Source organism: Aporhodopirellula rubra (assembly GCF_014192335.1).
Lineage (GTDB): Bacteria > Planctomycetota > Planctomycetia > Pirellulales > Pirellulaceae > Rhodopirellula > Rhodopirellula rubra.
The window spans coordinates 102,938-129,791 of the sequence record NZ_JACHXU010000019.1; the positions used below are offsets into that span (position 1 = coordinate 102,938).

Sequence of the window (26,854 nt, forward strand, 5' to 3'; positions counted from 1 at the left end):
AACGGGATGTGCAGGGTGCCTACGTTCGTTCCACGTTTGATCCCAGATTGGGTCGCTCATGTGGAACCGCCTCTGAGTCGGATGGGGAATGTCGGTGGCGTGCGGTTTTCGACGGATTGGCCGGCGTGGTTGATCGTGTCGGGGGCGTTGGCGATCGCGTTGTTCGTGATGTGGCTCTATTTGCGGGAGACATCACAGATCGGTTCGCCGTTTTCATGGTTGTTGCCCGCGATGCGAGGAACGGCGGTCGTGTTGGCGTGTCTGTTATTGGCAGGGCCGGTGTGGCATCATCGTCAAGTGATCGGGAATCCGGCGCAAGTTGTCTGGGTGGTGGATCGATCGCAAAGTATGGGAGAGCATGATTCGCAGTCGAGCAGGAATGCGAGCCGATTGGGACGGGCGACCGATTTATTGTTCGGGCATGATCGTGAGGACGGATGGATCGAAAGCCTTCACGCCACGCACTTGATGGACGTATTGGCGTTTGATGATGCCGCTCGCGTCGCGTGGAGTTCGCAGTCGCCTGATGGTTTGCAGGTGCCAGGAAATGCGCCGGAGAATGACGTGCCCCGCGAACCGGGGGCCGCGAACGTTCGGTTGAGTGAATTGCTCGAAGAAGCGGGCGGGGTGCGGACTGATTTGAGTGCGCCGTTGTCGCGGGTGTTTGAGGGGACGCGTGCCGCACTGTCTTCGGAATCAGGCTCAGACGAAGGTCGTGCCGAAGACGAACAATCCGCTTCTCGGGTGGTCGTGATGTTTTCCGACGGGCGTGATTCGGCCGCGACGACGGACGCGGCGGAAGTGGCAACTCGATTGGCGGACGCGGGATGGCAGGTGCACGCGATCGGAATGGGAAGCGTCGAGGAGTCGCCGGATGTGGGTGTCGTGGATGTGGATGTTCCCGAACGGGTTGCCGATGACGGCCGATTGGCGGGGCGTGTTTGGGTGAAGCACTATGGGCACGACCAGCAAACCGTGAGGGTTCAGATCCGCAGCGAAGGTACGGTCGTGTGGTCGGATGTGCTGAAACTTCGAGGCGATGGCAAGACTCCGGTCGATTTTGATTTTGCCGTCGAGTCGTTGATGGCTCGGGTAGCCGAGAACGACGTACGAGGAGTGAATCGTGACAGTGTGGCCCTGTCATTGGTCGCGAGCGTTTGGCTCGATGAGTCAGGCAACGACCAGGTGTCAGGTCGAGATCGGGAATCCGGTGCGAACGAGCGATCTGGTCGCATGATTGATTCGTCGTCCGCCGGCGTTGATCGGCCGAGCGACGCTACTTCGGTGAACGACTCGATCGCGTTCCGCGTGGCCGCCGCGTCGCGGGATCGCCGATTGCTGATTCTCGATGGATCGTCGCGTTGGGAGATGCGTTACCTGCGGAATCTGTTCTCTCGTGATCCCGCATGGGCGGTCGACACGGTGTTGTTCGGACGCGGGACGGATTCGCCGGCGGCGCGTCGCGGTGATGATGCCGGGGAGTTGCCCGATTCGCAACGATCATGGGCCCGCTACGACGCTGTGATCCTCGGTGAGATTCCTCCCGACCAATGGACGCGTCGGGATGCCACGCATTTGACTGAATTTGTTGCCGGAGGTGGAGGCCTGATTGTTGTCGATGGGCGGTACGGGCGTATCGCGGAATTCGTTGCCGGTGCAAACACGCCGTCGGGTTCGGCCGCATCCCCAGTGCGTTCCAACACGGGTGATGGCGAAGAGGCAATCATGTCGGCTCTGATCCCTGTCCGATTCGATCCCGGAGTGAGGAGTCAGGTGCGGACAGGCTGGATCGAACCGACGAGCATCGGCCGCACGCATCCAGTGATGATGTTGAATGTGGGTGACGAACGCCAAACCGATCGGGACGACGCCGATGGTGTTTGGAAACGGTTGCCTGCCCCGACCTCGATCGCGAGTGTGACGGCTCAACCCGATGCTGAGGTTTGGGCGGAAGCCGTCGATGACGCGGGGAATCGGTCACCATGGTTGGTGACGCGGTTGTTCGGTGCGGGACGTGTGTTCTATTTTTCTGCTGATCAGACATGGCGGTGGCGATACAAAATTGAGAGTACTTTGCACAGCCGTTTTTGGAATCAATTGATGACTGCGGCAATGCCACCGCCTTATGCGGTGCGTGACGATTTTGTTGCGATCGGAACGGACAAGATTGATTACCGTGTCGGTCAGTCGGCGACGATTAGGGTTCGTTTGCTGAACGGCTCGCCGACGGAGAATGACGGCGTGGCGGCTCCGACGGTGGACGCGTTGTTGTTGCGAGACGAACAAGTGGTCGCGTCGATTCCCTTGCGTTTGGATGATGCTCAGCGACGAACGTATGTCGGTGCGACGGATGGACTGCCTGCCGGCGAATACCGTGTTCGGGTTCGAGCGAGCGGGTTTGATTCGGCGGCATTGAAAGCTACGACTCCGTTTTGGGTGGTGCCGCCGCGAACGGGGGAATTAGACCGGTTGTCGCTCGACGAGACGTCGCTGCAGAGGATCGCAAACGGGGGCGGCGGTGAATACGTTCACGAGTCGTCTGCCGAAGACATTTTGGCGTTGTTGAAACCGCTGTCCGGTGGACGAATTATCGAGTCGGACACGCCTCTGTGGCAAACATGGTGGGTCTTCACGCTCATCGTGATGTTGTTGGCGACGGAATGGTGGTTCCGTAAAAAGGTGGGGTTGGTATGAGCGATTCTTATCCGTCGAAAAACGAAGGTCGTGGGATGTTATTAACTGATCCTCCTCCGCCTGCTGTTGGAACCGAACCGCCGACGCGTAGTGAGATGCTGCCACAAACGCAGACCGCGATTGAGCGGTTCGCCAGTCGCCGGGCACGGTTGCAAATGTGCCGAGGGGTTGCGATCGGGTTGGCAACGCTGATGGTCGGGATGTTGGTCGTCGTTCTGGTCGATCATCTGTTTCGGATGAGTACGCCACTGCGGACGGCGTTAACCCTGTTGGTTGACGTTGCCGCGATTGCTGCGGCTTGGTTCGGCGGGATTCGGCAATCACGTGAACGAGATTGGACCGCGATCGCACGAGGGATGGAAACGGCCACTCCACCGCTGCGAGAACGATTGTTGTCGGCTGTCGAGTTGGAAGATCCACGGGTGGCGAACGGATCGGTGGATTTTCGGACGACGCTGCAGTCGGGCGTTGCAACGGAATTGTCATCGGTGGACATCCGGAGAATGTTGCCGTGGAGGTTGGTCCGACGTTCCATTCAGGCTGCCGTGGGGATCGTGATTGCGGTCGGTTTGCTCAGTGCGGTGCCGTCGCTGCAATTGCCAAGGCGGTTGGCTCGAGCGTTCGTGCCGATGGCGCCGATAGAGCGAGCGTCGGTGACGAAGGTTGCTATCGTGTCGCCAACGCCCCCGACCTGCGATGTTGCCGAAGGTGATCTGGTCGCCGTCACCGTATCGGTGGGGCGTCTAGGTAACGGGGACGTCGAACTGCAGTGGCGAGATGACAACGGACGCGAAGGGCATTTGCGAATGGCGGCGCGAGATGGGCAATTGACGCCTCTCGCCGTTGGTATGGCTGATACCGCTCGTGGAGATGATTTGGCCGAGGACGGTGGCGTTGTTGATGATTTGCAAAACGCTGCTGGGGCCGAACGTGAATCCTTCGCCGCCAATGTGCAGGTGGATTCGAATCCGGTGCACTATCGTGTTCTCGCGGGAGATGCGGAGACGTTGTGGCATACGTTTACACCCCTGCCGCGACCGCGAGTCGTTGAATTTGAAAAGCGATACCAGTTTCCCTCGTATGCCAAATTGCCTGACGAGGTTTTGGTCGAAGAACACGGCGACTTGGAGGCGATTGTGGGAACGAGTGCCGAGGTAATGGTCGCGTTCGATCAACCCGTACGTGCGGCAGAGATCGTATTCGGTGGTGCGAGTTCGGATGTTCGTATTCCGATGCAGGAAATCGACAACGATCCGACACGCTTTCGTTTTCGATTTTCCATTACGACGCCGGGGAGTTACCGCGTTAACGCGACAAGCCTACGAGGCGAACTCGATAATCCGTTTTTGCCTCGGAACGTGATCGATCCGGTCACTGACCGTTCGCCCGTTGCGACTTGGTCGTCAGAGGTACCCGCACGGCAGATTTGTTCGCCCGCGTCGGTCATTGAACTCGGCGGACGCGTCGAGGATGATTTGCCGATGGAGCGCTGGGTTTTTCAGTACATCCGTGACGATGGTCCGGTCCGCGAGAGATCCTTGTCGATTGATCCGTCTCGCGATGTTCACGACGTTACGTTCGAATGGGACATGGAGGATCTTACCGGGCGAGGAAATCCTTCGGAGACATTGCCTGCGGGCACTCGGTTGAAGGCTCGTTTGATTGCGTTGGATCGGGCAGGGCACCGAGGGGAATCGGAATGGATACACGTCTTTATCGGAGGCAGCCGTTTTGATCCCAATCGCCACGCACGCCTGTTTGAACTGCATGCGTTTACCGCCAAGATCAACCAGTGGTGGAACGATCTGGATGAATGGAGTGAACGGGCGGGCGAAAGTGTCGAGGCGATCGCGGAACAAGTCGAGAACGGGCTGCCGGCACCCAATGGGCAAACCATTCAAGAACTCGAGCGGTTGACAACGCGTTGGCGAGAGATCGCAGGCGATTTTGATGCGGTTGCTCTGAGACGTGCCATCGAGATGCGCCGGAGCAACGAGACGGACCGACAATCGGACGCTCCTGTTTCGATGGACATGTTAATGTCGCAATCCAGTGACCCCGTTGCGGTTGACCGATTGTCGTTGATCGATCGTGCCGTTGGACACTCGCTTACTGAACTCGACGACGCGTTTGCACGTTGGCAGGACCTCGGTGCAATGAACAATTCGTTGGATGCTCGCGAGCGGGAAGCCTTGATTCGCGAAGTTGCCGAGAGGCTCCGTCAGGTCGGCGCGGTAACCAGACGGACCCGCGAATTGCCGTCGCAAACGCTCGCGATTGAGTTGTCGGCGGCGATGCTGCAGGACATGGATTCCATCAACGGCGCGGTTGGCATGTTGTCCAGCGAGCAGTCGACAATCCCGATCGAAAGGTTGCCCGGTCGATCGGAACTGCTGGTGGAGCGACTTCAGCAATTGGATTCCCTGGTGACGAGCGTTCAGGACGAGTTGCCCGAGGAAACGGTGAACCATCTCAGGAACGTTCGTAACTTTTTTGGCGAGTCGGCGAACCGAATTGAGGAGGCGGCAGAGAAACTGAGGTTGGATCGGAATCCTGACGTCGAGGAAAATTTCCGGGAATCGATTGGCCGGTTGAAGGAGGACATGTCGCGTCATCACGTCGGTTCACTGGTGCACGGGAATACCTACCACCGAATCACTGGATCGGTCCGTGATTTGAGTAAAGAAGACCAGCAAGCTCGATCGCAGATCAGGCTGTTGATGCGTGAGGGGCTGGATTGGAAAAAGGCGATCGAGAAGAAGGGACAAGCGGTCAAGAAAGAAGATTCGTCTCAGATCGATGTGGCCACGACGATCGAAGCGATGCGGCAACGAGAGTTCACCGATCGTCGTGAATCTTTGATCCGTCGGTACGACCGTGCGGAGACGCACGAGCAAGTCAGGGCTGATTCGCAGACCAAAATCGCCAGCGATTTTCGACTCGTTCGAAGAGTCATCGAGCACGTTGCGGGGGACGGATGGGAGGCGGAACCTGACAGCAATTTGGGGCCGTTGTTCGAACGCATTGATCGTGCCGCCATGATGTTGGAGTCGGGCGGCCAATCGATTCGTTTTCTGCGGCAGTTGCAGGATATCAATGACCGCGAACGATACGGAACCAGTGAAGCGGATCTGAAAGTTCGGCAGGGTCTCCGTTTAGAACACTATCAGGTCTTCGGGGAAACACCGCTGCAACAATTGCACGATCTACATCATGGCATTGGAGTGTTCGAGGAATTGCGAGCGACGCGGTGGAATCAGGATTACTCGCAGGCTAGCGATCGCATTTTGCAGCGACGTTATAACGGTGGGCCGGTCGTCTCCGCGGCCGCTGCGGTGCAACGTATGGTGGACGTTTATGGGCGTGCGATGCCGATGATCGAACGTTCGATGGCGGAAGCACGGGCGGAGTTGTGGTCGATGTTGCCGTCGACCAGTGAACTGGCCAAGGCCGCGGCTGAAGAAGCGAGGCGAGAACCGGCGAATCCTCGGCTCGATGAGTTGCAAGAAAAGGTCGAACGGGTTGCCGAAGATCTCGTTGATCGTGCCAACAATGCGAACTTGGCGGACGATGATGAACGCGAACTGGCTCGTGATGCAGATGCGGCCCTCAAGAAAATTCAGGCGGAAATGGAATCCGTTGCCTCGCCACTGCGGCAGACGCCTGAATCCGAAACGGCCCCCGACGTGCGTGAACCGCTGGAACGATTGGCCGAAACACTTGAACAGACGGCCGATCATTTCGACGCCGCTGACGCAGGCGAAGATCTCACCGAAACGCGGCAGATGCTTCGTGAGCCGACCGAGCAAGAACCGATGCTGGACGCGATCGACGATGCAAGAGAAAGAGCGGCGTCTGCCGATGAGCTGGCTCAGGCGACCCCAGAGGAATTGTTAAGGCGGCTCGAAGAACAATTGAAACGAGATCCGCCGATGCAAGAAGACCTCGCCGAGATTTCCGACAAGACGGTCGCTGACGTCGAACGTGCGGTGCGAGCGGCGTCGGAACGCGAAGACCAACTTCAGCGTGAGCTTGAGCGAGCCGATCCGGAATTTTTGGAACAAAAACGAACGCTTCGTGATGAGCTTCGATCGATCGCAGATCAAGCTCGATCCGTAGACGATCAATGGCTGGCGACGGCGGAAAACGCGAGTTTCCGTTTGCGTGATCAAGAGTCGCTCGACCAAATTCGCGAGATGCGAACGAGGTTGCGTGACGCGATTAGCGGTGCCGACCAAACTCAACATGATAACGCGTTGATGCAGGACATCCGGCAGGCGACACAGCGATTGAAGGAAACACTCGCTGACGCATCCGCCGATGCCGGAGAAATGCAACAGCAGGCTGAGCAATCGTCAAGCGAAGAAGTTCATCCTAACGAGAATGAGCAGCAGCAAAGTGCGAAGGCCGCCGAGGCGGCACAGCGACGGGCGCAGAACGAATGGGTGAAAGCACTCGGTCGCCAAAAGGAAGAGTGGCGTCGTCGTCGCGACGAAGCGAGCCGGCGAATGCAACAAAATCAGAATCAGAAACGCGGTGCTGAGAACCAGTTGCGTCAGGCGGAGAAACAATTGGCCGCGAACCCGGAACAGCAATGGGCCCAGCAAAACGTTGCCGACAGTCGTGCACGTGTCGCCGAAGCGGATCGTGCCGTCAAGGCCGCGCAGCGAACTCATGATGCGGCCGTCGAGGGCGAGAAGCGTGCCGACCGAATCAGCGAATCGGCGAAGAAGGAGTCCGTTGGAGAGTTTGATGCTAAGAATCCCGCCGCCGAACTGCTCGCGCGGACGTCCGATATCGCTCGTCGTGAGATGGAACGTTTGACGAACGGGTTGGAAAACGTTGAGCAGCAAGCGAAACCGGACCAAGAACCGTCGCCGTCCGCAGCGGCCTCGAAATCGCTCGCACAGCAACAGGAGCAAACCCGTGAGGCGGTCACGCAGGCAGCCGATGATTTACAACGAGCGGCTCGTCACGAAGCACGATTGGGGAACACTGACGAGGCGGCATCGCTGCGTGAGGCAGCCGAGCATTTGGCCGAGATCGCCGCGTCCCCCATGCGTGACGCGGAGCAGAGTTTGAAGAAGGCGGCGGAAGAAGGCGAAACTGCTGAAGCTTCCACGTCGGACTCACCCGAGAGTGCTGAGCGATCGGGAGCATCGCCGGCCCGCGGTCAGCTCGGGGAAGCGTCGGCGAGATTGGCGGAGCAAGCCGAATCGATCGCGAGGATTGCTGGTGCGATGGCGTCCGATGGTAACGACGGCGAGCGGTCAAATGCGGCGGTGAACGAAGACTTTGTCGAAGAGCCAATGGATGCACCGGAGCGTGAAGGCACTCTCGCGGAGACCGATCGATCTGAGAAACTCGCCCGAACGCTCGATGAACTCGATCGCGAGATCAACCGTCGACCACCCGATGGTTCGTCGCAAATGGCACAGGGCGATGACAGCGGACAGAGCGGCAAGCAGGAGGCTGGGGAAGGCGAACAGGCGGGAAGTGGCAATCCGGGCCAGGCTGCTCAGGCGTCTGGGGCGGATTCTCAATCTGGTTCTTCGTCGAAGCAATCTGCGGGGCAGGCTTCTTCGACTCTCGGCCGGGCCTCGGAAGCGGCGGCGCGTCGACTCGCCGCGTCGCGACAACAGCGGTTGAGTCAGATCGCGGCGGCGGGGCAGCCCGCGTCTTCGTCCGAAGACGCGATGGGAGAGTCGTCCGATGGTACGTCCGATGCCGGTTCGCCTGAAAATGGGACGCGGAACATGTCGGGCCGACCTGGACAGCGTTCGGGTGAATCGATGGAGATGCCCGGTGGAGGATATCTGACGCTCGATGGTCAATCTCGCGCGGACGGGCGTTGGGGTGATCTGCGGGAACGCAAGAGCAATGACGTGATCCAAGATCGAAAGACACAAATTCCGTTGTCGTATCGTCCTGCGATCGAAGCCTATTTCCAAGCGATCGCGGCCGAGGCGTCGCGTCGAGGTCCGCGTCCTGGCGGCACAGGAAACATGAATGGCTCTACGAGCACCGAGGAGGGCGGACCATGATGGATCATCGATCGCGGCGACAATTCTTATCGTTGTTGTGTGCAGGCTCGGTTCTCGCGGGCGGGCGTACGTCGGTACGGAACCCGTTGCAGGCGGATGAGGATCTCGAGAATCTTTACGTGCCTGACGCGGTTGATCGTGCGGTGCAGCGAGGGGTCGATTCGTTGCTGCATCACCAGAACGATGACGGCTCGATTACCGATCGGCGACACGCGACGGCGATGACGTCGCTATCCATCATGGCGCTCGCGTCGGTCGGTGTGATTTCAGGGGAGGATTCTCCGCGAGGCCGTGCGATGCATCGGGCGATCGAATTTGTGTTGACGCCGAGAAATCAATCCGACGGCTATTTCGGCAGACAGGACGGTTCAAGGATGTATGGTCATGGCATCACTACCTTGATGTTAACTGAGATTCTTGGGATGGGATCGTCGATCGATCAAAACGAGCGGATTCATCAATCACTCGACGCGGCGATCAAGTTGATTTTGAAATCGCAATTGGTCAGCAAACCGAAAAATTTGACGGGCGGATGGCGATACACGCCTGACGCGAGAGATTCCGATTTGTCGGTATCGGTTTGGCAAGTGATGGCGTTGCGGTCGGCGAAAAACGATGGGCTCGACGTTCCGGTTGACGCGATCAACAAGGCGGTTGCCTACTTAGAGAACTCATACACGTCACCGCTCGATCAGCGAGGCGTTCCACGAGAGCCGATCGGCGGATTTGCCTACACTCCGGGAACGCGTCATCCTTCGTTTACGATGACGGCGGCAGGAATGCTCGCGATGCAAACGTGCGGTCGTTACGATTCGCCGTTGGTGTCCGGCGCAGCGAAATGGTTGCTGGAGAATCCGCCCCGCAATAATGATCGATTTTTCTTCTATGGGATGTATTACTACGCTCAAGGGATGCATCAAGTTGGCGGGGAAGCGGCGGAGACGGCAAAGCGTCTGACCAATGAGTTGTTGTTGCGGTTGCAGTCTCAGGGCGGGCACTGGATCAGCGTTGAGGGTGAAGAGCAGAATATTGGCATCGTGTATGCAACGACGCTCGCGATTCTGAGTCTTGGCGTGCGATATCACTACCTGCCCATCTATCAGCGGTAGGTTTCCGCCCGTTTGGCGGTGTTCGGGCACCCGGCGACCTTGAGGCGATTTCTCATCGAGAGGGTTGTGCAGGTTAGCGTGTCTGCGTGTGGCCTGGCCGGTAGGGAGGGTTGGAAAATCTTGGGGTTTTTTGCGCACGGCACTTGATCGCGGGCCATGTTTGTGGTGGACGCCCCGCCTCCGTGCGTGGAGTTCCAGTCCGGCCACGAAATAGTGTTGGTCCGGGTTGTTACTTAAAAAAAACAATCAACCCAGCTTGGGAATATCAACATGACTCGAATTAACACTAACGTTTCGTCTTTGGTCGCGCAAAATCGACTTCAAAGTAGCAACAATGACCTTCAAACCTCGCTGACACGTCTTTCAACCGGTTTGCGAATCAACTCTGGTAGCGACGATCCTGCAGGTTTGTTGGCCAGTGAAGCTCTTCGTAGCGAAATCACCGGATTGACCAAGTCGATCAGTAACACACAGCGTGCCAGCCAAATCATCAGCACCGCGGACAGCGCCCTCGGTCAGGTCAGCAACCTGCTCAACGACATCAAGGGTCTCGTTGTCGAAGCCGGTAACTCCGGTGCACTGAGCGACGACGAAATTGCGGCTAACCAACTTCAAATCGACTCCTCGCTCGAAGCAATCAACCGGATCGCTCAAACGACGACGTTCCAAGGTCGTAAACTGCTCGACGGTTCACAAGACTTCGTCAGCACGATTGGTAGCGTATCGACGGTGAAAGACGCTTCGATCGATCAAGCCAAACTCGGCAAGACCGGCAAGATCGATGTGAGCGTCGACATCACGGCCGCAGCTGAGAAAGCCAGCGTTTCGATCAGCAGCGACGCATTCAACGCAGCGGATATCGATCCCGAAGCAACCAACAACGTTGCGACCAAAACCATCGACATCTCGGTCGGCGGTGAAACTGTTACGGTAACGGGGAACGCAGATTTCTCCAGCATTACGCTGACGGCAGACAACGCACACGCCGCCACGGCATCGGCGGTGAATACAGCCGGGGCGATCGAAGTCACCTTCGACGGTGACTCGGACCCATCGGACGTTCAAGACGTTTTGGATGCTTTGAACGGAATCGAAGGCATTGTGGCAACGAGCGATGGCCCCGGAACCGGTACCGTCGTTACGGGCGATGCAGCAGCATCCGCTAACACCTCCGATGGAACGGACGTCGGGCTGACGGTCACCGGTGCAGGCCTCGACGACATCACGGTCAACTACACCGCCGGAACTGATGCCGATGTCGTTGCAACGTTCGACGCGGATACCAACACGCTGAACGTCGCCCTCGGAACAACGACGTCCAACAACTCGTTGACGAACATCAAATCCAAAATCGACGCACTCGATGATCTCTCCAGCGAAATTGTTGACGATGCTGGCGATGCTTTGGCCGGATTCGGCGATCTGACTGTGGCGACCGGCGATCTTCCTGCCGAAGCAACCGGAACGGCAACCAAGGCTGGTCTCAAAGATGACCTCGTCTTCCAACTCAACGGTAGCGACGGTGCTGAAACGTTCAACTTCGGTGCAGGAACCACGGTCGATCAGATCAAGGCCGCTATCAACCTCGTCAGCGACTCCACCGGTGTCAGTGCAGAAGGCACGACAGACGTGACGTTGAGTAGCGACGCCTATGGTAGCGACGCTCTCGTCAGCGTTGACGTGATCAGCGAAGGCGACGACGGTGCATTCGCATCGAGCCTGTCGGAAACTCGTGCGACCGGTACTGACATCAAAGCAAGCGTGAACGGTGTCGAAGCCAGCGGCGACGGCAACAGTCTCTCGATCAACACGGCAACGCTCGACCTTTCGTTGACCGTTGACGAAGGCAGCTCAACCGACTTCAGCTTCAGCATCACCGGTGGCGGTGCAACGTTCCAACTCGGCCCTGAAGTGAACAGCCAGCAGCAAGCAAGTCTCGGTATCAGCAGCGTGTCGACCGGTCAGCTCGGTGGTGTTTCGGGACGTCTCTATGAGCTCGGCAGCGGCCAATCAAAGAGCTTGACCAGCGACGTCAGTGGTGCGGCCGACGTGATCAACGAAGTCATCAGCAAGGTGGCTCAAACTCGTGGTCGATTGGGATCGTTCCAATCCACGACGCTCGAAAGTAACTTGGTCTCACTCAACGAAACCAAAGCAAACTTGCAAGAAGCGGAAAGCACCATCCGTGACGCTGACTTCGCTCAAGAATCGGCTAACCTGACACGGGCTCAGATCCTCGTTCAATCGGGAACGAACGTTCTGTCGCTCGCTAACCAGAACCCGCAAAACGTTCTTTCGCTCCTGCGATAAACGCGAATTGAGTCGGGGTAATCCTCCGGCTCAGTGATTGGTACGTCAGCCACCATAAGGCTGACAAGATGCGGATGGTTCCGTCGGTAACGATGATATCATCCGAAAAATTGTCCGGGGGGACAACATTGCAATGAGCTCGAGGCCCTGGGGTACGATTATTCGTGCCCCAGGGTTTCTTGTGTGCTCTGCTTAGTCAATTTGACGACGCTTGATGGGACTCCCCTTAAAAACGCCCCTCGAGCCATCACCACACGCCCCAGTGGTCGTCGTTCAACATGACACGCATCAACACCAATGTTTCGTCTCTCGTCGCGCAAAACCGCCTTCAGAGCAGTAACGTCGACCTGCAGAAATCGCTCACGCGGTTGTCGACTGGCCTACGTATCAACTCCGGCAGCGATGATCCCGCCGGTCTGCTCGCGAGTGTAAGCCTGCGTAGTGAGATCACCGGCCTAACCAAAGCGATTAGCAATACGAATCGCACGAGCCAGATTATCAGCACTGCGGACAGCGCGCTCGGTCGGGTCAACAATTTGCTCAATGACATCCGCGGTCTCGTCAACGAAGCGGGAAGTACCGGCGGGTTGAGCGATGAGGAAGTCGCCGCGAACCAGTTACAGATCGATTCGTCACTCGAAGCGATTAATCGGATTGCGCAAACGACGACGTTCCAAGGTCGAAAACTGCTCGACGGTTCTCAAGATTTTGTCACCGACATCAGCGCCGTCGACAGCGTGACAGATGTTTCGATCAGTCAGGCAAAGCTCGGTCGTGCGGAGAAGCTCGATGTCAGCGTGGACATCGAATCGGCGGCCGAACAGGCGAGCGTGACGATCGATGATGCGGCGTTTTCAGAGGCTACGTCGGTGGGGCCAACAAACGCCACAAGCGTTTCAACAAAAAACCAACAGATTATCGAGTTTGCCGATGGCAACCGCATTCAGGTGTATGGGGATTTTACCTCCATCGAGGTCGTCGATGATACGGGCCTGAATGGCCCCACCACGGCGAGTTTATCGGGTGGCAAGCTGACCATTCGATACGATAGCGAAGAATCGCTTTTCTCTCGGGATGCGACTTCAGTCTATCTAGCGCTCGATGCGATCCCAGGACTAGTGCCGTTTGGCTATTCCGTAGACGCGCCGTTCTATGATGGCGCGTTGCCAGCATCGCCAATTGCAGAAACATCCGCGGGCAATACCGAGGTCGACTTCGGAGTCAAGGTTACGCGGGCGGACGGGAAAGGACTGACGATTAATTACAGCGTTGGTACGGACGCGGATGTTTTGGCGACTTATGATGCAGAGGCGGAAACTCTTAACGTCGCGTTGGGGACGGACGTTGCCAACAACACGCTTCCCAATATTGCCGCAAAAATTGCTGCGCACGATGGGCTTTCCGCGTCTGTGGTGGACAGTGAGGGGGAGGACACCACGTGGTATGACGATTTGACGATTGATACTTCTGATTTGCCTGCAGAAGCAAGCGTCGCGGAAAGCGTGGATGCACCTGCCGCCCTGAAAGACGATTTGGTTTTTCAGCTCAATGGAGCCACCGGTTCCGAAACGTTTAACTTTGGTGCCGGTACAACGCCTGAGCAGATTGCAGCGGCGGTGAATTTGGTAAGTGATGCGACGGGAGTAGTCGCCAGTACCGAAGGCGGACTCCAATTCACGAGTTCCGATTATGGCAGTGACGCACTCATCAACATCGAGGTAATCGATGAGGGGGATGACGGCAGTTTTGCGTCGAACCTTTCGGCGACCCGTGTGACGGGCAAAGATATTCAAGCGAGGGTGAACGGGGTTCAAGCGAACGGCAGAGGGAATGAATTCTCGATCAGTACGTCCAGCGTGAGTTTGAGCCTTGCGGTGGATGCGGGCAGTACGACCGATTTTGAGTTTTCGATCTCGGGAGGCGGGGCGTCGTTTCAACTCGGGCCGGGCGTTAACAGCCAACAGCAAGCACGGTTGGGGATCGGCAGTGTCTCCACCGGGAAACTCGGAGGCGTTTCTGGACGACTGTACGAACTCGGTAGTGGCCAAGCGAAAAGTCTGAGTGCGGATATTTCTGGAGCGGCCAAGATCATTGACGAGGTGATCGGAAAGGTTTCGGACGCACGCGGACGGTTAGGATCGTTTCAATCAACAACGCTGGCGAGCAATTTGGTTTCGCTCAATGAAACGAAGGCCAATTTGCAGGAGGCGGAAAGCTCGGTTCGTGACGCCGATTTTGCACAGGAATCCGCGAACCTGACACGTGCCCAGATCCTCGTTCAGTCGGGCACGAATGTTTTGTCGCTCGCCAATCAAAATCCGCAGAACGTTCTGTCACTTTTGCGATAACCAGTTTCGGAAATTGAATCGTAGCCAACCGTGTTTGATGGCAGGCTGTCGCGGAATTAGAAATTGGTATCATTTCCGCGGTGTCCCATGCCGGGGCATTCATCCGATTGTGACCTTTGCTGGAATCCAAAATGAGCCAACCCGAACAGACGCCCGCCGAATCTTCCCATGAATTGCCCGGCGGGTTTCGGTACGCCGGCGCCACCGGCGGGATCAAGGCGAGTGGCAAACCGGATGTGTCGTTGATCGTCAGTGATCAACCTTGTGTGGCGGCGGCGGTGACGACGACGAATCAAGTTTTCGCCGCGCCGGTGCAAGTTTGTCGCGATCGTTCACCGCGGTCGACCTGCCGAGCGGTGATCACTAACAGTGGCAATGCGAACGCATGCACGGGCCAGGAAGGATACGACGACGCGGTTACCATGTGCGAACGCGTGGCGGCGATGGTCGGCTGCGATGCCGAAGACGTTCTCGTGATGAGCACGGGCGTGATCGGGCATCGGTTGCCGATGGCCAAGGTGGAAAAGGGGATCTCGCTCGCCGGCGAGGCGTTGGGCGATAGCGAACGGCATTTTCTCGCCGCAGCGGATGCGATCTGTACCACGGATCAATTTCGAAAAAACGCCTCCGCGAGTTTTCAGGCGGGCGGCAAAACCTACCGCATCGCCGCGATGTGCAAGGGTGCGGGAATGATCGCGCCGAATATGGCGACGATGCTGGGGGTAATCGTTACTGATTTTCCACTGACCGAACAATCGGCTCAAACTTCGTTACGGCGAATCGTCGAACGGACGTTCAACCGCGTGAGCGTTGACGGGCATACGAGCACGAACGATACCGTCGTCTTACTGAGCAGCGGCCAGGCGTCTGACGTCGGGTCGGATGCGGACAACGCGACATTTATTGAAACGGCAACGGACGTCAGTTTGAAATTAGCGAAGTTGTTGGTCGCGGATGGTGAAGGCGCGGTTCGCTTCTTCGAAGTCGCCGTTGACGGTGCGGCCAGTGATGTCGACGCGTTCGAGATTGCCAAATGTGTCGCGGCGAGTCCGCTAGTGAAAACCGCAATCCAAGGCGGTGACCCGAACTGGGGACGGATCGTTTCGGCGGCCGGGTATGCGGGGCCAAAGATCGAAGTCGAAAAGACGGCTCTTTCCATCGAGGGAAGCAGCGTTTTCCGCGACGGACGACCGCTCCCATTCGACGCCGCCGAGCTCAGCGGCCTGATGAAAGCGGCTTCGGAAGTGAAGTTGCAGCTCGTCGTCGGATCGGGTTCCGGATCGGCGAAGTACTGGTCGAGCGATTTGACCGAAGATTACGTCCGGTTCAATTCGTTGTACACGACCTAAGCGTTTTCGATTGGCGAGAGCGTTTGAGCTTTCGTTGCTACCGTTGCCAGACGGTGGACCATGTTCTGGCGAACGTCGTTTTGCCTTTTGAGAAAGCGGTCTGGTGTGGGGAGCGATGGGGGCAATTGTTCTACAAAAAAACGCGGCGAGGGTTGCTCGCCGCGTTTCGTGGTTTTTTGAGAGGGACGACGATCAGTCGTTGTCTTTCTCTTTTTCCATTTCGGCTTCGGCGCCCTTCGGAGTGTTGTCGTCGTACTTGGCTTCTGGGATCGCGTCGAGATCGCGAACCGGGAAGACTTCGTGGTAGACGGCGAATTCTTCGTCGGCGTTCTCGGCTTCCTTGGTCACAGCTTCTTCGGTGACTTCGGCTGCGCCGGAGATCATTTCGATGACTTTGCGTTCGACGATTTGGTTGCGGAGGGCATCCATTTGTCCCGATTTTTCGTAACGGGCACGAATCTTACGCGGTGACGAATCGCTTTGCTCGGCGATCAGTTCGATTTCTGCTTCGAACTCTTCTGGCAAGGCGTCGATGTTTTCGTTCTCAGCGATTTGCTCGAGAATGAAGTGCTCACGCAGCGATGCTTCGGTGCCAGCCTGCATGTTTTGGCGGTTGGCGTTGACGAAGCGACGGATCATGTCTTCGTCGAAACCGCTGCGACGGAACTCGAGAACCTTGCGGTCGAGTTCTCGTTTCATTTGGCGACGAACGAGAGTCGGTGGCAATTCGAATTCCGAGGACTCGAGGAGTTTCGCAATGATTTCATTTCGCATTGCTTGCTCGGTGCGGAAATTCGCTTGACGTTCGAGCGAGGTGCGAACGAAGTCGCGCAGTTCGGACTCCGATTCGAATTCGCCGAGTTCGTCGAGGAATTCTGCGGTGAGTTGCGGAAGTTCGAGTTTGAGGACTTCGATGATGTTGAATTCAGCATCGACTTCTTTGCCCTTCATATCTTCGTCGGCGTGTCCGTCGCTCAGTTTGACTTTGCCGGTGATGACATCGCCTTCTTTCGCACCGGTGATCATTTCGCCGAACGATTCGCAGATACCGTCGGAGAGGCTCAAGCGGCCTGCGACGGTGACGCGTTCTTCATCCATTTCGGACAGTTTCTTGTCGCCGTCTTTGAACACGGCCGAGACGAGAACTTTGTCGCCGAGTTCGGCAGGCTCGTCGCTGGCTTCGAGCGAAGCGTAGCGTGCCAGGACTCGTTTGAGCGCTTGGTCGACTTCTTCGTCGGTGACTTCTTCGACCGGTTTCTTAAGGGCGAGGCCTTTCCATTCCGGTGTTTCGAATTCAGGACGGACTTCGATCTTGAACTGGAATTTGAACGGGCCTTCTTCAGGCAGTTCGATCGACTCGTATTCGAAGTCAGGTTCACCGATGGCGGAAAATTCGGCTTGCTCGGTGACTTGGCTGAGGCTGTCCATCAGCAACGAGCCTTTGACTCGTTCTTCGATTTTGTCCCGGAATTGCTTCTCGACCAATTTTCGAGGAGCTCGGCCGGCACGGAACCCTGGTACTTGGGCTTCGGGGACGAGTTCGTCGTAGGCGTCTTTGAGGTAACGCTCAACTTCGCCGCGCGGGATGGAAACGACCACTTCACGCAAACAAGCGTGCGGTTTTTCCACGGTGACTTCCAGTTGCAATGGAGCCTTGTCGGGCGACTCGTCGGTCGCGATGGTGTCAGTGTCGACGGACGTGGACATCCTGTATTCTTACTTATGCCAGAGGAGGGCGTCCCAAAATCGGAGGGGCCGCCGCGGGACGGGGAATCTTTTTGGGGGCGTTCGGAGGACGTCTTTCACGACGTTGGCACCGAAGCAATCCGGCAAGTGTAATGCCCGATCAGCCGAGAAGGCAAGCCGACAGGTGAAAACTTCCTCGTCCGATCGAGGTCCAAAATGGGGCCGTCAAAAAATTTACCGCAGTTGAAAAAAAAGACGCCACACGGTCTTGTCACCTCGGGAAGCGAACTTATACTCTAGCCCACACACGACGGGAGCGAGTCACACAGGTGAACGACGCACCCGGTTGTTCTACGCGGCTGTAGCTCAGTTGGCAGAGCATCACGTTGCCAACGTGATTGTCGTCGGTTCGAATCCGATCAGCCGCTCTTCGATCCCTTCAGGGTCGAATGAAAAAAAGCCACCAATCAATTTTGATCGGTGGCTTTTTTTGTGCGCGGTGGTCACTTGAGCAAATCTCGCTCGCGGCGCGGTGAAATGTCTTGTTCGCTCTGCGGCCCTTCTTGCAATCGGCGAAGTGACCCGAGTGACCCGCAGTGAGGCGGTTTTATTTTCGGGTAGCTATCGTCGTCAGGCCGTGGTTCACATTCGAGCGAATGTCGCTGCGGATCCGAAAATCACGTCGATTACAGAAGTGTTAGTAGCGCCACCGAGTGAGGATCCGCGACGCGGCGATGGATCGCGAGGGCTCCTGGCTGCGTATCTCTTATCGGCCGCTTGTCATTTCGACATGTCGTATCGAAACGGCCGGTTTCACGACCATTTCAGGAAACGCGTCAGCAATTCGATTCCCGGTTCGGTCAAGAAACTCTCGGGGTGAAACTGCCATCCCTCCATGGGAAACTCGCGATGGCGGACGCCCATGATTTGGCGTTCGCCGCCGGTGTCGGTCCAGGCACTGACGATGAGTTCGTCGGGCAGCGTTGGCGGATCGATGACGAGCGAGTGATATCGCGTGGCGGTGAAGGGATTGATCAGTCCCGCAAAAAGCCCTTGATCGTCGTGAACAATGCCGTCGGTCTTGCCGTGCATCAGTTGCGGGGCGCGGACGATCGAGGCCCCATAGGCTTGCCCAATGGACTGGTGCCCGAGGCAGACGCCGAGGATCGGAATTTTTCCGGCAAAATGTCGAACGCACTCGACACTCACGCCCGCTTCGTTGGGCGTGCATGGTCCCGGCGAGACCAGCAACCGTTCGGGGCCGAGTTCTTCGATCTCTTCAATCGAGAGGTCATCGTTGCGAATGACCCGGACGTCGACGCTGTGGTCAATCTCGCCGAGGCGTTGCACCAGGTTGTAGGTGAATGAGTCGTAGTTATCGATGACCAGCATCATGGTGGTTTTCCGGCGAACGGGATTTCAATTGTCAAGATGAATTCGGCGAAGAATAGCGGAAAGGATATTCTTCCCGAGTCAAGACGTAAACGCTCTTTAGACTTCAGTTGCACTCAGCCTATAATTGGGACGAGCAGCGTGTTCGATTCGTTTGCTGTAAAACGAATCTTCTGTTATCTCCGTATATGTTAACTCACCCGCCGGATTCGGTTCGGTGGGATGGTACGATTGTGCCAGCCGATTTTCGGACAAAACGTTTTCCTCTGCATCATGGACTCTTCGACGTGATTTCGGTTCGCCCCAAAGTCGCTGAACTCGCCTTTCGTTTGTTCAGTCGACCGATCCATCCCGAGTTGATCGTCGTGCATCAGTCGCGCAGGATCCAACGCGGTCATTACGACGCTAAAGTTGACATCACCAATTGTGGCCATGTGGTCACGTTCAACGGTGCCAAGTCAACGCTGTGCGAAGTCGCCACGAGCTCGGGGCAACCGTTGCCGACCCGCCGCTGTTTAATCCAGCAGGCACTCAAGGGCAGCCGCACCGAAGAGGCGACGTGTCAGAGCGGATTGGAATATCGCACCCACTTCCAACTCGAAACGGTTGGTGCGGAGATGTTTTGGATGGTTGGGCAACAATTGGGCAAAGGTCAAACGGAGGGGCTGCTGCATCGTTTCGGTTCGAGCGGCCGGATGGCGCTTGGTGCGATCAGTTACGTGAATATTGAAACACGCCAACATTCGTTGTTGATCCAAGCGATTCACACTTTTCCCGACGATTACGCGATCGTCAAAGTTGAGTCGTTGTTTAGTCTGCCCGAGTAAACGTGATTGATTGATCGTAACGATTGGTCTCGATATGCCGGACAACTGGTCGGTGTGATCGATCTCAAAGCCGGCGTCGCCGTTCACGCGATTGCCGGGGACCGCGAACGATATCAACCGGTGAGCCCGCTCTTTGATGCGGAGCAAACCGAACGAGCCGCATCGGTTCCGCGGCGAGTTGCTGATGGCGATCCTGCCGCACTGGTGCGATGGTACCAACGGTTTGGCGTTGGGCGTTTCTACATCGCTGACCTAGATTCTTTGACCGGCGGCGATATTCAGCGAGACATGATCGCGTCGCTTCTGTCGCTCGATGGTTCGGCAAATCGGTGGATGATCGACGTCGGTTTGCGTGACGCGAAGATCGACCAACAGTTGGACTGGCTCGATTCGTCAATCGAGCCGAGTCCGCACGTTGACTGGATCATTGCCAGTGAGTCGGCGAGCTCGGTGGAAATAATCGAGTACGCAGCGTCGCGGTGTGACGCCTCGTCACTGATTGTCGGTGTGGACTTTCGCGACGGGCGATTCGTAGGCCCGGATAACGATGTCGGGCGTTGGATGAGCACCGCCGAACGCTGCGGGTTGAATCGCGCGTTGGTGCTCGATGTTTCTGTTGTTGGGACCGGACGCGTTTCCGGTGCGGTGGATTTGTGCCGCGACATGTCCGGCCGATTTGACGGTTGGCAATGGATTTCGGGCGGAGGATGTCGCCAGCCTGATGATGTAGGTGAGTTGCTTGATGCGGGGTGTGATGCGTGCCTGATCGCATCGGCTCTGTTGCCCCGCGCCGCGAATCGATGATTGCAAGTTTTTGTTGCCCAGGGGCGTTGATGATGCCGGTAGCGAGGCGAAAAAAGTTTTAATTCTGGCACACACTGAACATTTCTGACCTAGGTTTCAGTAAGCAAGCGGTTCATTCGAGCTTTTGCCTGCAGTACTGCCGGTTCCTCGTCGATTGATCGAGGAGTTTTCGGTCCGCCCATCTATTCAGTGCCCTTGTGCCCCTTAAAACCTTTCGCTGAGAAGTTCACACCATGAAATGCAACAAACGAAACGCATTTTCGCTTTTGGAAGTTATCGCTGCCGTTGTCATCCTCGCAGTTGTCGCTGCGGCTACCGTTGCAACGGTTGCCCCGATGCGCCAGAAGAGCGAAGACAAACTCGCGGTCCAAGATGTGGCCTCGCTGAATGCGATGGCACAAACCTACTACTTGGAAAAAGGATACTTCCCACCGAGCATTGCGTATTTGGTGCGTGAAAAATACATCGCCAATACAACCGCTTCGGAAAAGACTCGTTACTCCAAGTTGGCCAAGTACACCTACGACAAGGCTACGGGCACGTTCTCGATTCCGACGCCGTAGTCGTCGTTGACAGAATGCAACTTTCGTAGTGCAGGCTGAGCGTCCGGGATATTGCCGAGATGCCGATTCTACGAATCCAACATTGATAACCGGTCGCTGCATCAACGCATCGCAGGCCGGTTGACGGACAAAGGAGGTCTTCGGGCCTCCTTTTTTTATGATCAAACTCAACCAACCTCCGCGAAATGGTTTCGTGGATCCTCATTTAGACCGAGACGTGTCGCATCCCATTCACCATTCTTCCCGAGTAACAGCATGAGACGAAACGGCGTTACGCTGCTCGAAGTGTTGATGGTGATCTTTATCTCGACGGCGGCGTTGTCGATTGCGAGTTTGTCGTTGACCTCGGTCAATCGCACATTCCTTGCACGCCCCGGCGTGATGGACGATGCCGACGAAGTGCTGCGTTGTTTGCGATTAGCACGCGAGACGGCGGTGATGAGTCAGTGCGAAGTCAGCGTGCGGCATGTCACGTTAACCCATCCGGCGACGAAGTTGCGCCGCGTCGCGATCGAGATGACGGGCAAACCGAGTCCCTACCGTCCGGACGTCGACAGCAATGGCGTTGGGCATTTCGGTGCTGCCGCAAAAGTCGGATCGAACTGGATGGTTGATCCTATTTGGTTAGAGGAGCGGGCGGTAGTGAAAAGCAGCGCATCGACGATTGTCTTTCGGCCCGATGGTACGCCGAGTCGCGATACCAAGTGGCAGGTGTCGATCAACGGGACCACGGCCACCGTGGTCGTGTATTCGTTGTCCGGTGAAATTGAATTGGTGGTGTCACCGTGAGTCAAAGAAAGAACTACCTCGACGGCATCCATACTTGTCGTGTCAAATCACGATGGGGGAACCGTGATCGTCGGTTGCCGCCACGCTTGGGAGCCTCGTTGATTGATGTGGCCGTGGGCGCCGCTGTGCTGTCGATCTTGTTGATCCCCGCGATGAAGATGATGGGAGCGTCGGCGACACGGATTGCGTATATCGGGTTGCAGGACGCGTTGTTGTTTGAAGCCGAACGGGCGCTCGAAACGACCAAGATCGGGTTGTGTGACGTTACCGCGTTCGACAGTGTAGGTGCTTCGGTCGAGGCTGCCGTGTCGGACAACCCGGTGGCGAACGCACGAACGCGAGTGGAGTTTACTGTTGATCCGACAATCCCTGATTTGTTGACGATTGTCGCGACCGCATACCAGGACACCAATGGGAATCGCAGATTGGACTCCGGCGAGCCTCAGGAAAGTCTGCAAACGCAGTGGTGCCGACCATGAGTATTCGACTAGCAACGAGCCGCGACCACAGAAGACTAAGATCGTTCGCGAATAGTCGTGTGGTGTTGCACGCGAATTCGACAAGCGGGATCGTGATGAACGTTGAGGCGGCTGCCACGTTAGCAAACCACGAGCGGCCGCACTCATCGCATCGCGGTTTTGCGAGACGCGTCCGCCGTGGTGTATCGCTCGTCGAAACGGTCGCCTGCGTCATGATCGTGGTTGCGATGGCAACGTCGATTATTGGTGTGATGCAAGGGTCGATTCGGGTTGCCACTGCCTCACGAGGCGTGGTTGGTGCACCGGCGGAGGCACGGCAAACGCTGCGGTTCCTCTCAGACCGGTTCCGATCGTTTCACGATAGTGAAGGGATCGTCAAAATGGATTCGTCATCAATTGCATGCACTAGCCGAACGTACAAGTTTGACAAACGCAAATCTTCGTCCGGTGTCGGTACCGATCTGTTTCTTGTCGATGATTCCGGAAATGAAACACTTTGCGTGAGCGGTTCGCTCGGTGACTTTGAGTATGAACCCATCTCCTTGGCGGGTATTGTGGTGGGCGTTGAACTACGGTTGCATCTGCAAAAGGTAGGTGAGGAATCGGCGACGTTGAGGCCAATGGATCGCGAGGCCAAGATGACGACTCAGGTTTGCTTTGCACCTCAATTTATGGTGACGCCATGAATCGAATGAACGTCAGACGTCGGTCACGACGTGGATCCGCGATCTTGTTGTGCTTTCTCGCGATGGCGGTCATTTCGGTCGCGTCAATCGCAATCGCACGCTCGCACCGACGGCTCAACATCCGTCGATCGGTCCTGCTCAGTAGTGTGCAGGGAAAACTGATTGCGGATGCGTTAACGCATCGCCAGATCGCGTATCAACGAATCAATCCGGCACCCGTTTTGGCACCAATCGATAAGACGCTCGCGTTGGTCACCGGGTTTGAAAACGCGACGGCGAAAGTCGTATCCGTTGACCCATCGGAGCAAACACTCGAGATGGACATATCGCTGTATCCCGGTTCGCCAGTGATCCGCCGGCAAAAAATTCGCTACGGCAGTGGGCCGGTCCCGGTCAGTGGTGCGACGCCGGTCAAGACACCATCGCCGGTCACAGCGACGCCGATTACCAAGACTCCCACCGTGATCCGCGTTCGGGATGCGTTTTAGCGGATACGCGTTCGTCGATTATCCACCGAACAATTTGCGGAGTGTTTGGTCAGCGGCGGTGCGAGGGTCCGACGGGCCTTGAAGGCGTGCGCTGTCAGGCAGGCCGATCGGTGCACGTTTGATTTTCGGATCGATCGGAGGGCGTTTGGGTTCGGGGTCGTCGGGTTTGTCCGTTTTCGATTTCGAGCCGGTCGGCTTGGGGGCTGATGTTTTGGGGTCACGCACCGCCGATTTGTTGTCCGTGATTTCGTCGCTAGAGATGTCCAAGGCTTCCGCGATTGCATCGAGTTCGTTGAGGACGTTCTTGGGTGATTGCGATTGGACAATGTCGGTGTTTTTCGCAGTGTCGTTTTTCGCGGTGTTGTTTTCCGCACGAATGCTTTCGCCTGACAACGCGTCTTTGATCAGGAAGCGAAACTTCCAGCGGCCGACCTGCAGTTTGTCGCGGTGCCGGAGCTCGACGGCCTTCTTGCGTTCGATTGCTTGGCGGTTCACTTTCGTTCCGTTGCGGCTTTCGAGGTCATAAACGAAGAGCTGGGTTTTCGTCCGTACCAGCACACAGTGCTGGCGGCTGATGTCGGGGGTGGGGAGGTGGATTTGGCACTTGCTACTCCGGCCCAGCAGCGTTTTTCCTTCCTCGATGTGAATCACTTCGCCTCGTTGGTCACCGTTGCGATAGACCAATTGGTAATCAAACACGTCGAGAAAACTCATGCGACACAGTTCCGTTTTGGATGAGTGGTGGACGGGTTCATGATACAGGTGCAGGTCTTACCAATCGGTTTGGAAGGATTCAGGAATCGTTAGACTTGTGTTAAGTAACCGCTTCACCACTAGAGGGGTGGGTGATTGAATGCCGTATTTTTGGGGCTTTTCGGTGATGCGGAAAATGGATTCCATCGGCTAGAATTCCGCTCGTTCGGAATTTGTGGCGTCCTGCCGCGATGGATGGCGTGAGCCGGTACCGTCGCAGAGTCGTCCGGCCGATCCATTTCATTCGAGTTTCTCGACCCCCGAAACAATCAGAAGTCCCCACGCGATGGGGCAAGGAATTCCGTCGTGATAGAGAAGGAACTGCCGATTAAGGTCACCTTTGGCGGTAGCAAGAAACCTAAGCGGTACAATCAACACATCAAACGCGTTCGTGTTTACGGGCATCCGGATGAGTTTCCCGAGCAGCTCGAACTCGATGCGGCGGAGATCTTCGACGGCGGCGTCTTGACTATCGACGATCTTCCTCTGCCGGAGGACTTCGAAGTGGTCGACCGCCGAGATCGCGACCCGATCATCACGGTCGAAAAACAGAAGAAAGAGAAGCGTGGCTCACGCGATCACTACGACGACTAGAGCAGTTCAAGTTTTGTCGTAGCCACCGTCGCCAGACGGTGGACCACGTTCTGATTGCGTTTGGTCAGCGGTTTAAAACGACGGGGGCGGGCCAGTGAGATCCGGCCTTGGATGGCCGCGTGCTCTTACAGCAATCGATTTAGCATCGCGGTGGCGAGGCCGAGCACGAGGAAGAACCCGCACATGTCGGTGACGGTCGTCAACAACGGACCACTGGCGACGGCGGGGTCAAACCCGAACCGTTTCAACAGCAGCGGAACCGTTCCGCCGATCGATACCGCGATGAGTGTGTTGAAGAATAATGCGACACCGACGACCAATCCGAGGTAGGGATTGCCGTTCCAGACGATGGCAACGATTGCGACCAACAGACCGAGCGCAGCGCCGTTGATCAGACCGACGGAAACTTCCTTCAACCACACACGGACCATTTCGGTCGGACGGACGAGGCCGAGCGACAGTTCACGCATGCTGACTGCGACGGCTTGGTTGCCGCTGCAGCCGCTCATGTCACTGATGATGGGAAGGAAAACGGCGAGGGCGATGACCTTTTCGAGCGTGTCCTGATAAATTGCGATCACGGCAGCGGCACCAATATTGAGCAAAATGTTAATGCTCAGCCAACTCAGCCGCCGGCGTGCGCGCAGGAACAGTGGCATGGTCCGTAGTTCTTCACCGCCGATGATCCCTTGGCTTTTGAGGAAGTCATTTTCGGCGGCACGGGTTGCTTCGTAGTCGACGGCGTTTCGGTGCACGACACCCAGCAGTTTGCCTTCCGCGTCGACAACGGGGACACCCAAGAAATGATGAGTGTCGAAGAAGTCAATCAGGTCATCGAGTGGCGTGATGTCTCGCAGCGATAGCGGTTCGGCGATCATGATGTCGGCGACCGGATCGTTGCGTCGTGCGAAGAGCAGGTTGCGCATCGGCAGCACTCCGACGAGGCGGTTGTTCTCGTCGGTGAGGTACGCGTATTGGACATCGTAGTCGCGGAATTCGTCGGCGTTCTCCGACAGCGTGTTAATGACGTCGGCGACTTTTGTCGATCGATCGAATCGCAGGATTTCGCGGACCAGCAAACCGCCGGCTACGTCATCACTGTACGCGGTCAGTTCCCGCACCGCCTCGGCTTCGGCGTTGGGCAACGCTTGCAGAATCGCGCTGACTTGGTCCGCATCCAAGTCGCCCAACAAGTCCGCCTGCTCGTCGCTGGGCATCTCTTGGACGATCGCCGCCGCATCCTCGGCTGGCAACGAATCCACGAGATCAGCCGCTTGACTCTCGCTGAGGTGACGCAGCAACTCGGCGGCGTCTTCCACGGAAAGCGTCGTCAGGACGGTTTGATGGTGAGCCTCGTCGGTGCGGCTTAATGCGAGCGCTTGATCGCCCACCGAAAGACTATCCAAATAGGCGGACAGCGCTTCGGCATCCCCCGCGTCGGCGAGTTCCTCTAGACGCTCCCAGGGGCGATCGTTGGGCTCGATCGATTCGGCGTCGGAGATTTCGGTAACGGGGGAAGATTCGTTCATCGTGTTTCACTAATTCATGGAAGTCGACGTGTCGCAGAGCGATGCGGAAAATCGGTCGATCGAGGTCAGGCGATCGCAAGGCATGTGCCCGCGCGAGAGGATTTCGCCAAAATTTCGAACAGGATCACCCCTAGGGACATCTATCCGTCACTCATCACCCGTCCGCCCCGAGGCCACGTCGGCAAACTTGGTGCCAGGCGGGGTCGAAAGTGCCAGGGCCGATCATGCGGCATGTGATGACTTCAGGCTGTTGGTCCAGGCAAGCGTACGCTTGCATTTCGTTGCTACTCGCTCGCGTAGAATATCGGAACGGGAAGCTCGTTCGCTGCAGCGGATCGGTTAACTTCTGTCCTTCGAGTAAAGATGGTATCGTGCAATCGGACTAAGGCGGAGGGGAAAAGTCGAGTGGA

The 26,854-nt window shown here is 56.9% G+C and carries 18 protein-coding genes and 1 tRNA gene; 15 read left to right on the forward strand and 4 right to left on the reverse strand.

Annotated features, from left to right (window positions below):
- The first annotated feature begins 15 nt into the window (after positions 1 to 15).
- The 6 genes from FHS27_RS22430 (at position 16) to argJ (ending at position 15,854) form a co-directional block, all read left to right on the forward strand.
- Complete coding sequence (locus FHS27_RS22430; protein WP_315854659.1) at positions 16 to 2,694, forward strand: VWA domain-containing protein; 2,679 nt, start codon at positions 16 to 18, stop codon at positions 2,692 to 2,694.
- Complete coding sequence (locus FHS27_RS22435) at positions 2,691 to 8,738, forward strand: hypothetical protein (RefSeq protein ID WP_184307211.1); 6,048 nt, start codon at positions 2,691 to 2,693, stop codon at positions 8,736 to 8,738. The genes FHS27_RS22430 and FHS27_RS22435 overlap by 4 nt, the downstream gene beginning before the upstream one ends.
- Positions 8,735 to 9,847: a prenyltransferase/squalene oxidase repeat-containing protein gene (locus FHS27_RS22440; protein WP_184307213.1), complete on the forward strand. Its 1,113-nt coding sequence runs from the start codon at positions 8,735 to 8,737 to the stop codon at positions 9,845 to 9,847. The genes FHS27_RS22435 and FHS27_RS22440 overlap by 4 nt, the downstream gene beginning before the upstream one ends.
- A 270-nt stretch (positions 9,848 to 10,117) precedes the next feature.
- Positions 10,118 to 12,157: a flagellin N-terminal helical domain-containing protein gene (locus tag FHS27_RS22445; RefSeq protein WP_184307215.1), complete on the forward strand. Its 2,040-nt coding sequence runs from the start codon at positions 10,118 to 10,120 to the stop codon at positions 12,155 to 12,157.
- A gap of 278 nt (positions 12,158 to 12,435) precedes the next feature.
- Positions 12,436 to 14,505, forward strand: a complete 2,070-nt coding sequence (locus tag FHS27_RS22450) for a flagellin N-terminal helical domain-containing protein (protein WP_184307217.1) — start codon at positions 12,436 to 12,438, stop codon at positions 14,503 to 14,505.
- 131 nt (positions 14,506 to 14,636) lie between these two features.
- Positions 14,637 to 15,854: a bifunctional glutamate N-acetyltransferase/amino-acid acetyltransferase ArgJ gene (gene argJ, locus FHS27_RS22455; protein ID WP_184307219.1), complete on the forward strand. Its 1,218-nt coding sequence runs from the start codon at positions 14,637 to 14,639 to the stop codon at positions 15,852 to 15,854.
- A 192-nt stretch (positions 15,855 to 16,046) separates the two neighbouring features.
- Here the strand turns inward: argJ and tig are convergent, their stop codons facing one another.
- Positions 16,047 to 17,561, reverse strand: a complete 1,515-nt coding sequence (gene tig, locus FHS27_RS22460) for a trigger factor (protein WP_184307221.1) — start codon at positions 17,559 to 17,561, stop codon at positions 16,047 to 16,049.
- 334 nt (positions 17,562 to 17,895) lie between these two features.
- Between tig and FHS27_RS22465 the strand changes: the two genes are divergently transcribed.
- Positions 17,896 to 17,968 (forward strand) — tRNA-Gly (locus FHS27_RS22465).
- Between the two features lie 385 nt (positions 17,969 to 18,353).
- On the opposite strand, the gene FHS27_RS22470 is transcribed toward FHS27_RS22465, so the two are convergent.
- Entirely contained in the window at positions 18,354 to 18,935 is a 582-nt protein-coding gene (locus tag FHS27_RS22470) for an anthranilate synthase component II (protein WP_184307223.1), read from the reverse strand.
- A 284-nt stretch (positions 18,936 to 19,219) separates the two neighbouring features.
- Between FHS27_RS22470 and FHS27_RS22475 the strand changes: the two genes are divergently transcribed.
- From FHS27_RS22475 to FHS27_RS22505, 7 genes are all read left to right on the forward strand, one after another.
- Positions 19,220 to 19,759: a DUF2617 family protein gene (locus FHS27_RS22475; protein WP_315854661.1), complete on the forward strand. Its 540-nt coding sequence runs from the start codon at positions 19,220 to 19,222 to the stop codon at positions 19,757 to 19,759.
- A gap of 6 nt (positions 19,760 to 19,765) precedes the next feature.
- A complete protein-coding gene (locus tag FHS27_RS22480) occupies positions 19,766 to 20,563 on the forward strand; it encodes a HisA/HisF-related TIM barrel protein (protein ID WP_184307225.1) in 798 nt (265 codons plus the stop codon).
- A 233-nt stretch (positions 20,564 to 20,796) separates the two neighbouring features.
- Positions 20,797 to 21,126: a prepilin-type N-terminal cleavage/methylation domain-containing protein gene (locus FHS27_RS22485; protein WP_184307227.1), complete on the forward strand. Its 330-nt coding sequence runs from the start codon at positions 20,797 to 20,799 to the stop codon at positions 21,124 to 21,126.
- A 255-nt stretch (positions 21,127 to 21,381) separates the two neighbouring features.
- The gene (locus FHS27_RS22490) at positions 21,382 to 21,915 is read left to right on the forward strand and encodes a pilus assembly FimT family protein (protein ID WP_184307229.1); all 534 of its coding nucleotides are present in this window, start codon (positions 21,382 to 21,384) and stop codon (positions 21,913 to 21,915) included.
- On the forward strand, positions 21,912 to 22,394 hold the full coding sequence (locus FHS27_RS22495; RefSeq protein WP_315854662.1) for a hypothetical protein: 483 nt from the start codon (positions 21,912 to 21,914) through the stop codon (positions 22,392 to 22,394). The genes FHS27_RS22490 and FHS27_RS22495 overlap by 4 nt, the downstream gene beginning before the upstream one ends.
- Entirely contained in the window at positions 22,391 to 23,080 is a 690-nt protein-coding gene (locus tag FHS27_RS22500; protein ID WP_246420602.1) for a hypothetical protein, read from the forward strand. Before FHS27_RS22495 ends, FHS27_RS22500 begins: the two co-directional genes overlap by 4 nt.
- Complete coding sequence (locus FHS27_RS22505) at positions 23,077 to 23,568, forward strand: hypothetical protein (RefSeq protein WP_184307231.1); 492 nt, start codon at positions 23,077 to 23,079, stop codon at positions 23,566 to 23,568. The genes FHS27_RS22500 and FHS27_RS22505 overlap by 4 nt, the downstream gene beginning before the upstream one ends.
- An 18-nt stretch (positions 23,569 to 23,586) precedes the next feature.
- Here the strand turns inward: FHS27_RS22505 and FHS27_RS22510 are convergent, their stop codons facing one another.
- Positions 23,587 to 24,282, reverse strand: a complete 696-nt coding sequence (locus FHS27_RS22510; RefSeq protein WP_184307233.1) for an FHA domain-containing protein — start codon at positions 24,280 to 24,282, stop codon at positions 23,587 to 23,589.
- Between the two features lie 345 nt (positions 24,283 to 24,627).
- On the opposite strand from FHS27_RS22510, the gene FHS27_RS22515 reads away from it, so the two are divergent.
- A complete protein-coding gene (locus tag FHS27_RS22515; protein WP_184307235.1) occupies positions 24,628 to 24,915 on the forward strand; it encodes a hypothetical protein in 288 nt (95 codons plus the stop codon).
- A gap of 125 nt (positions 24,916 to 25,040) precedes the next feature.
- Here FHS27_RS22515 and mgtE read toward each other — a convergent pair whose 3' ends face one another.
- Entirely contained in the window at positions 25,041 to 26,444 is a 1,404-nt protein-coding gene (mgtE, locus tag FHS27_RS22520; protein WP_184307237.1) for a magnesium transporter, read from the reverse strand.
- Between the last annotated feature and the right edge of the window lie 410 nt (positions 26,445 to 26,854).

Bases quoted from the DNA above. Each gene is read 5' to 3' on its own strand.
- FHS27_RS22510 (WP_184307233.1), bottom strand. From the start codon at position 24,282: ATGAGTTTTCTCGACGTGTTTGATTACCAATTGGTCTATCGCAACGGT.
- FHS27_RS22505 (WP_184307231.1), top strand. From the start codon at position 23,077: ATGAATCGAATGAACGTCAGACGTCGGTCACGACGTGGATCCGCGATC.
- FHS27_RS22470 (WP_184307223.1), bottom strand. From the start codon at position 18,935: ATGATGCTGGTCATCGATAACTACGACTCATTCACCTACAACCTGGTG.
- FHS27_RS22500 (WP_246420602.1), top strand. From the start codon at position 22,391: ATGAGTATTCGACTAGCAACGAGCCGCGACCACAGAAGACTAAGATCG.
- mgtE (WP_184307237.1), bottom strand. From the start codon at position 26,444: ATGAACGAATCTTCCCCCGTTACCGAAATCTCCGACGCCGAATCGATC.
- tig (WP_184307221.1), bottom strand. From the start codon at position 17,561: ATGTCCACGTCCGTCGACACTGACACCATCGCGACCGACGAGTCGCCC.
- FHS27_RS22485 (WP_184307227.1), top strand. From the start codon at position 20,797: ATGAAATGCAACAAACGAAACGCATTTTCGCTTTTGGAAGTTATCGCT.
- argJ (WP_184307219.1), top strand. From the start codon at position 14,637: ATGAGCCAACCCGAACAGACGCCCGCCGAATCTTCCCATGAATTGCCC.
- FHS27_RS22445 (WP_184307215.1), top strand. From the start codon at position 10,118: ATGACTCGAATTAACACTAACGTTTCGTCTTTGGTCGCGCAAAATCGA.
- FHS27_RS22440 (WP_184307213.1), top strand. From the start codon at position 8,735: ATGATGGATCATCGATCGCGGCGACAATTCTTATCGTTGTTGTGTGCA.
- FHS27_RS22490 (WP_184307229.1), top strand. From the start codon at position 21,382: ATGAGACGAAACGGCGTTACGCTGCTCGAAGTGTTGATGGTGATCTTT.
- FHS27_RS22435 (WP_184307211.1), top strand. From the start codon at position 2,691: ATGAGCGATTCTTATCCGTCGAAAAACGAAGGTCGTGGGATGTTATTA.
- FHS27_RS22450 (WP_184307217.1), top strand. From the start codon at position 12,436: ATGACACGCATCAACACCAATGTTTCGTCTCTCGTCGCGCAAAACCGC.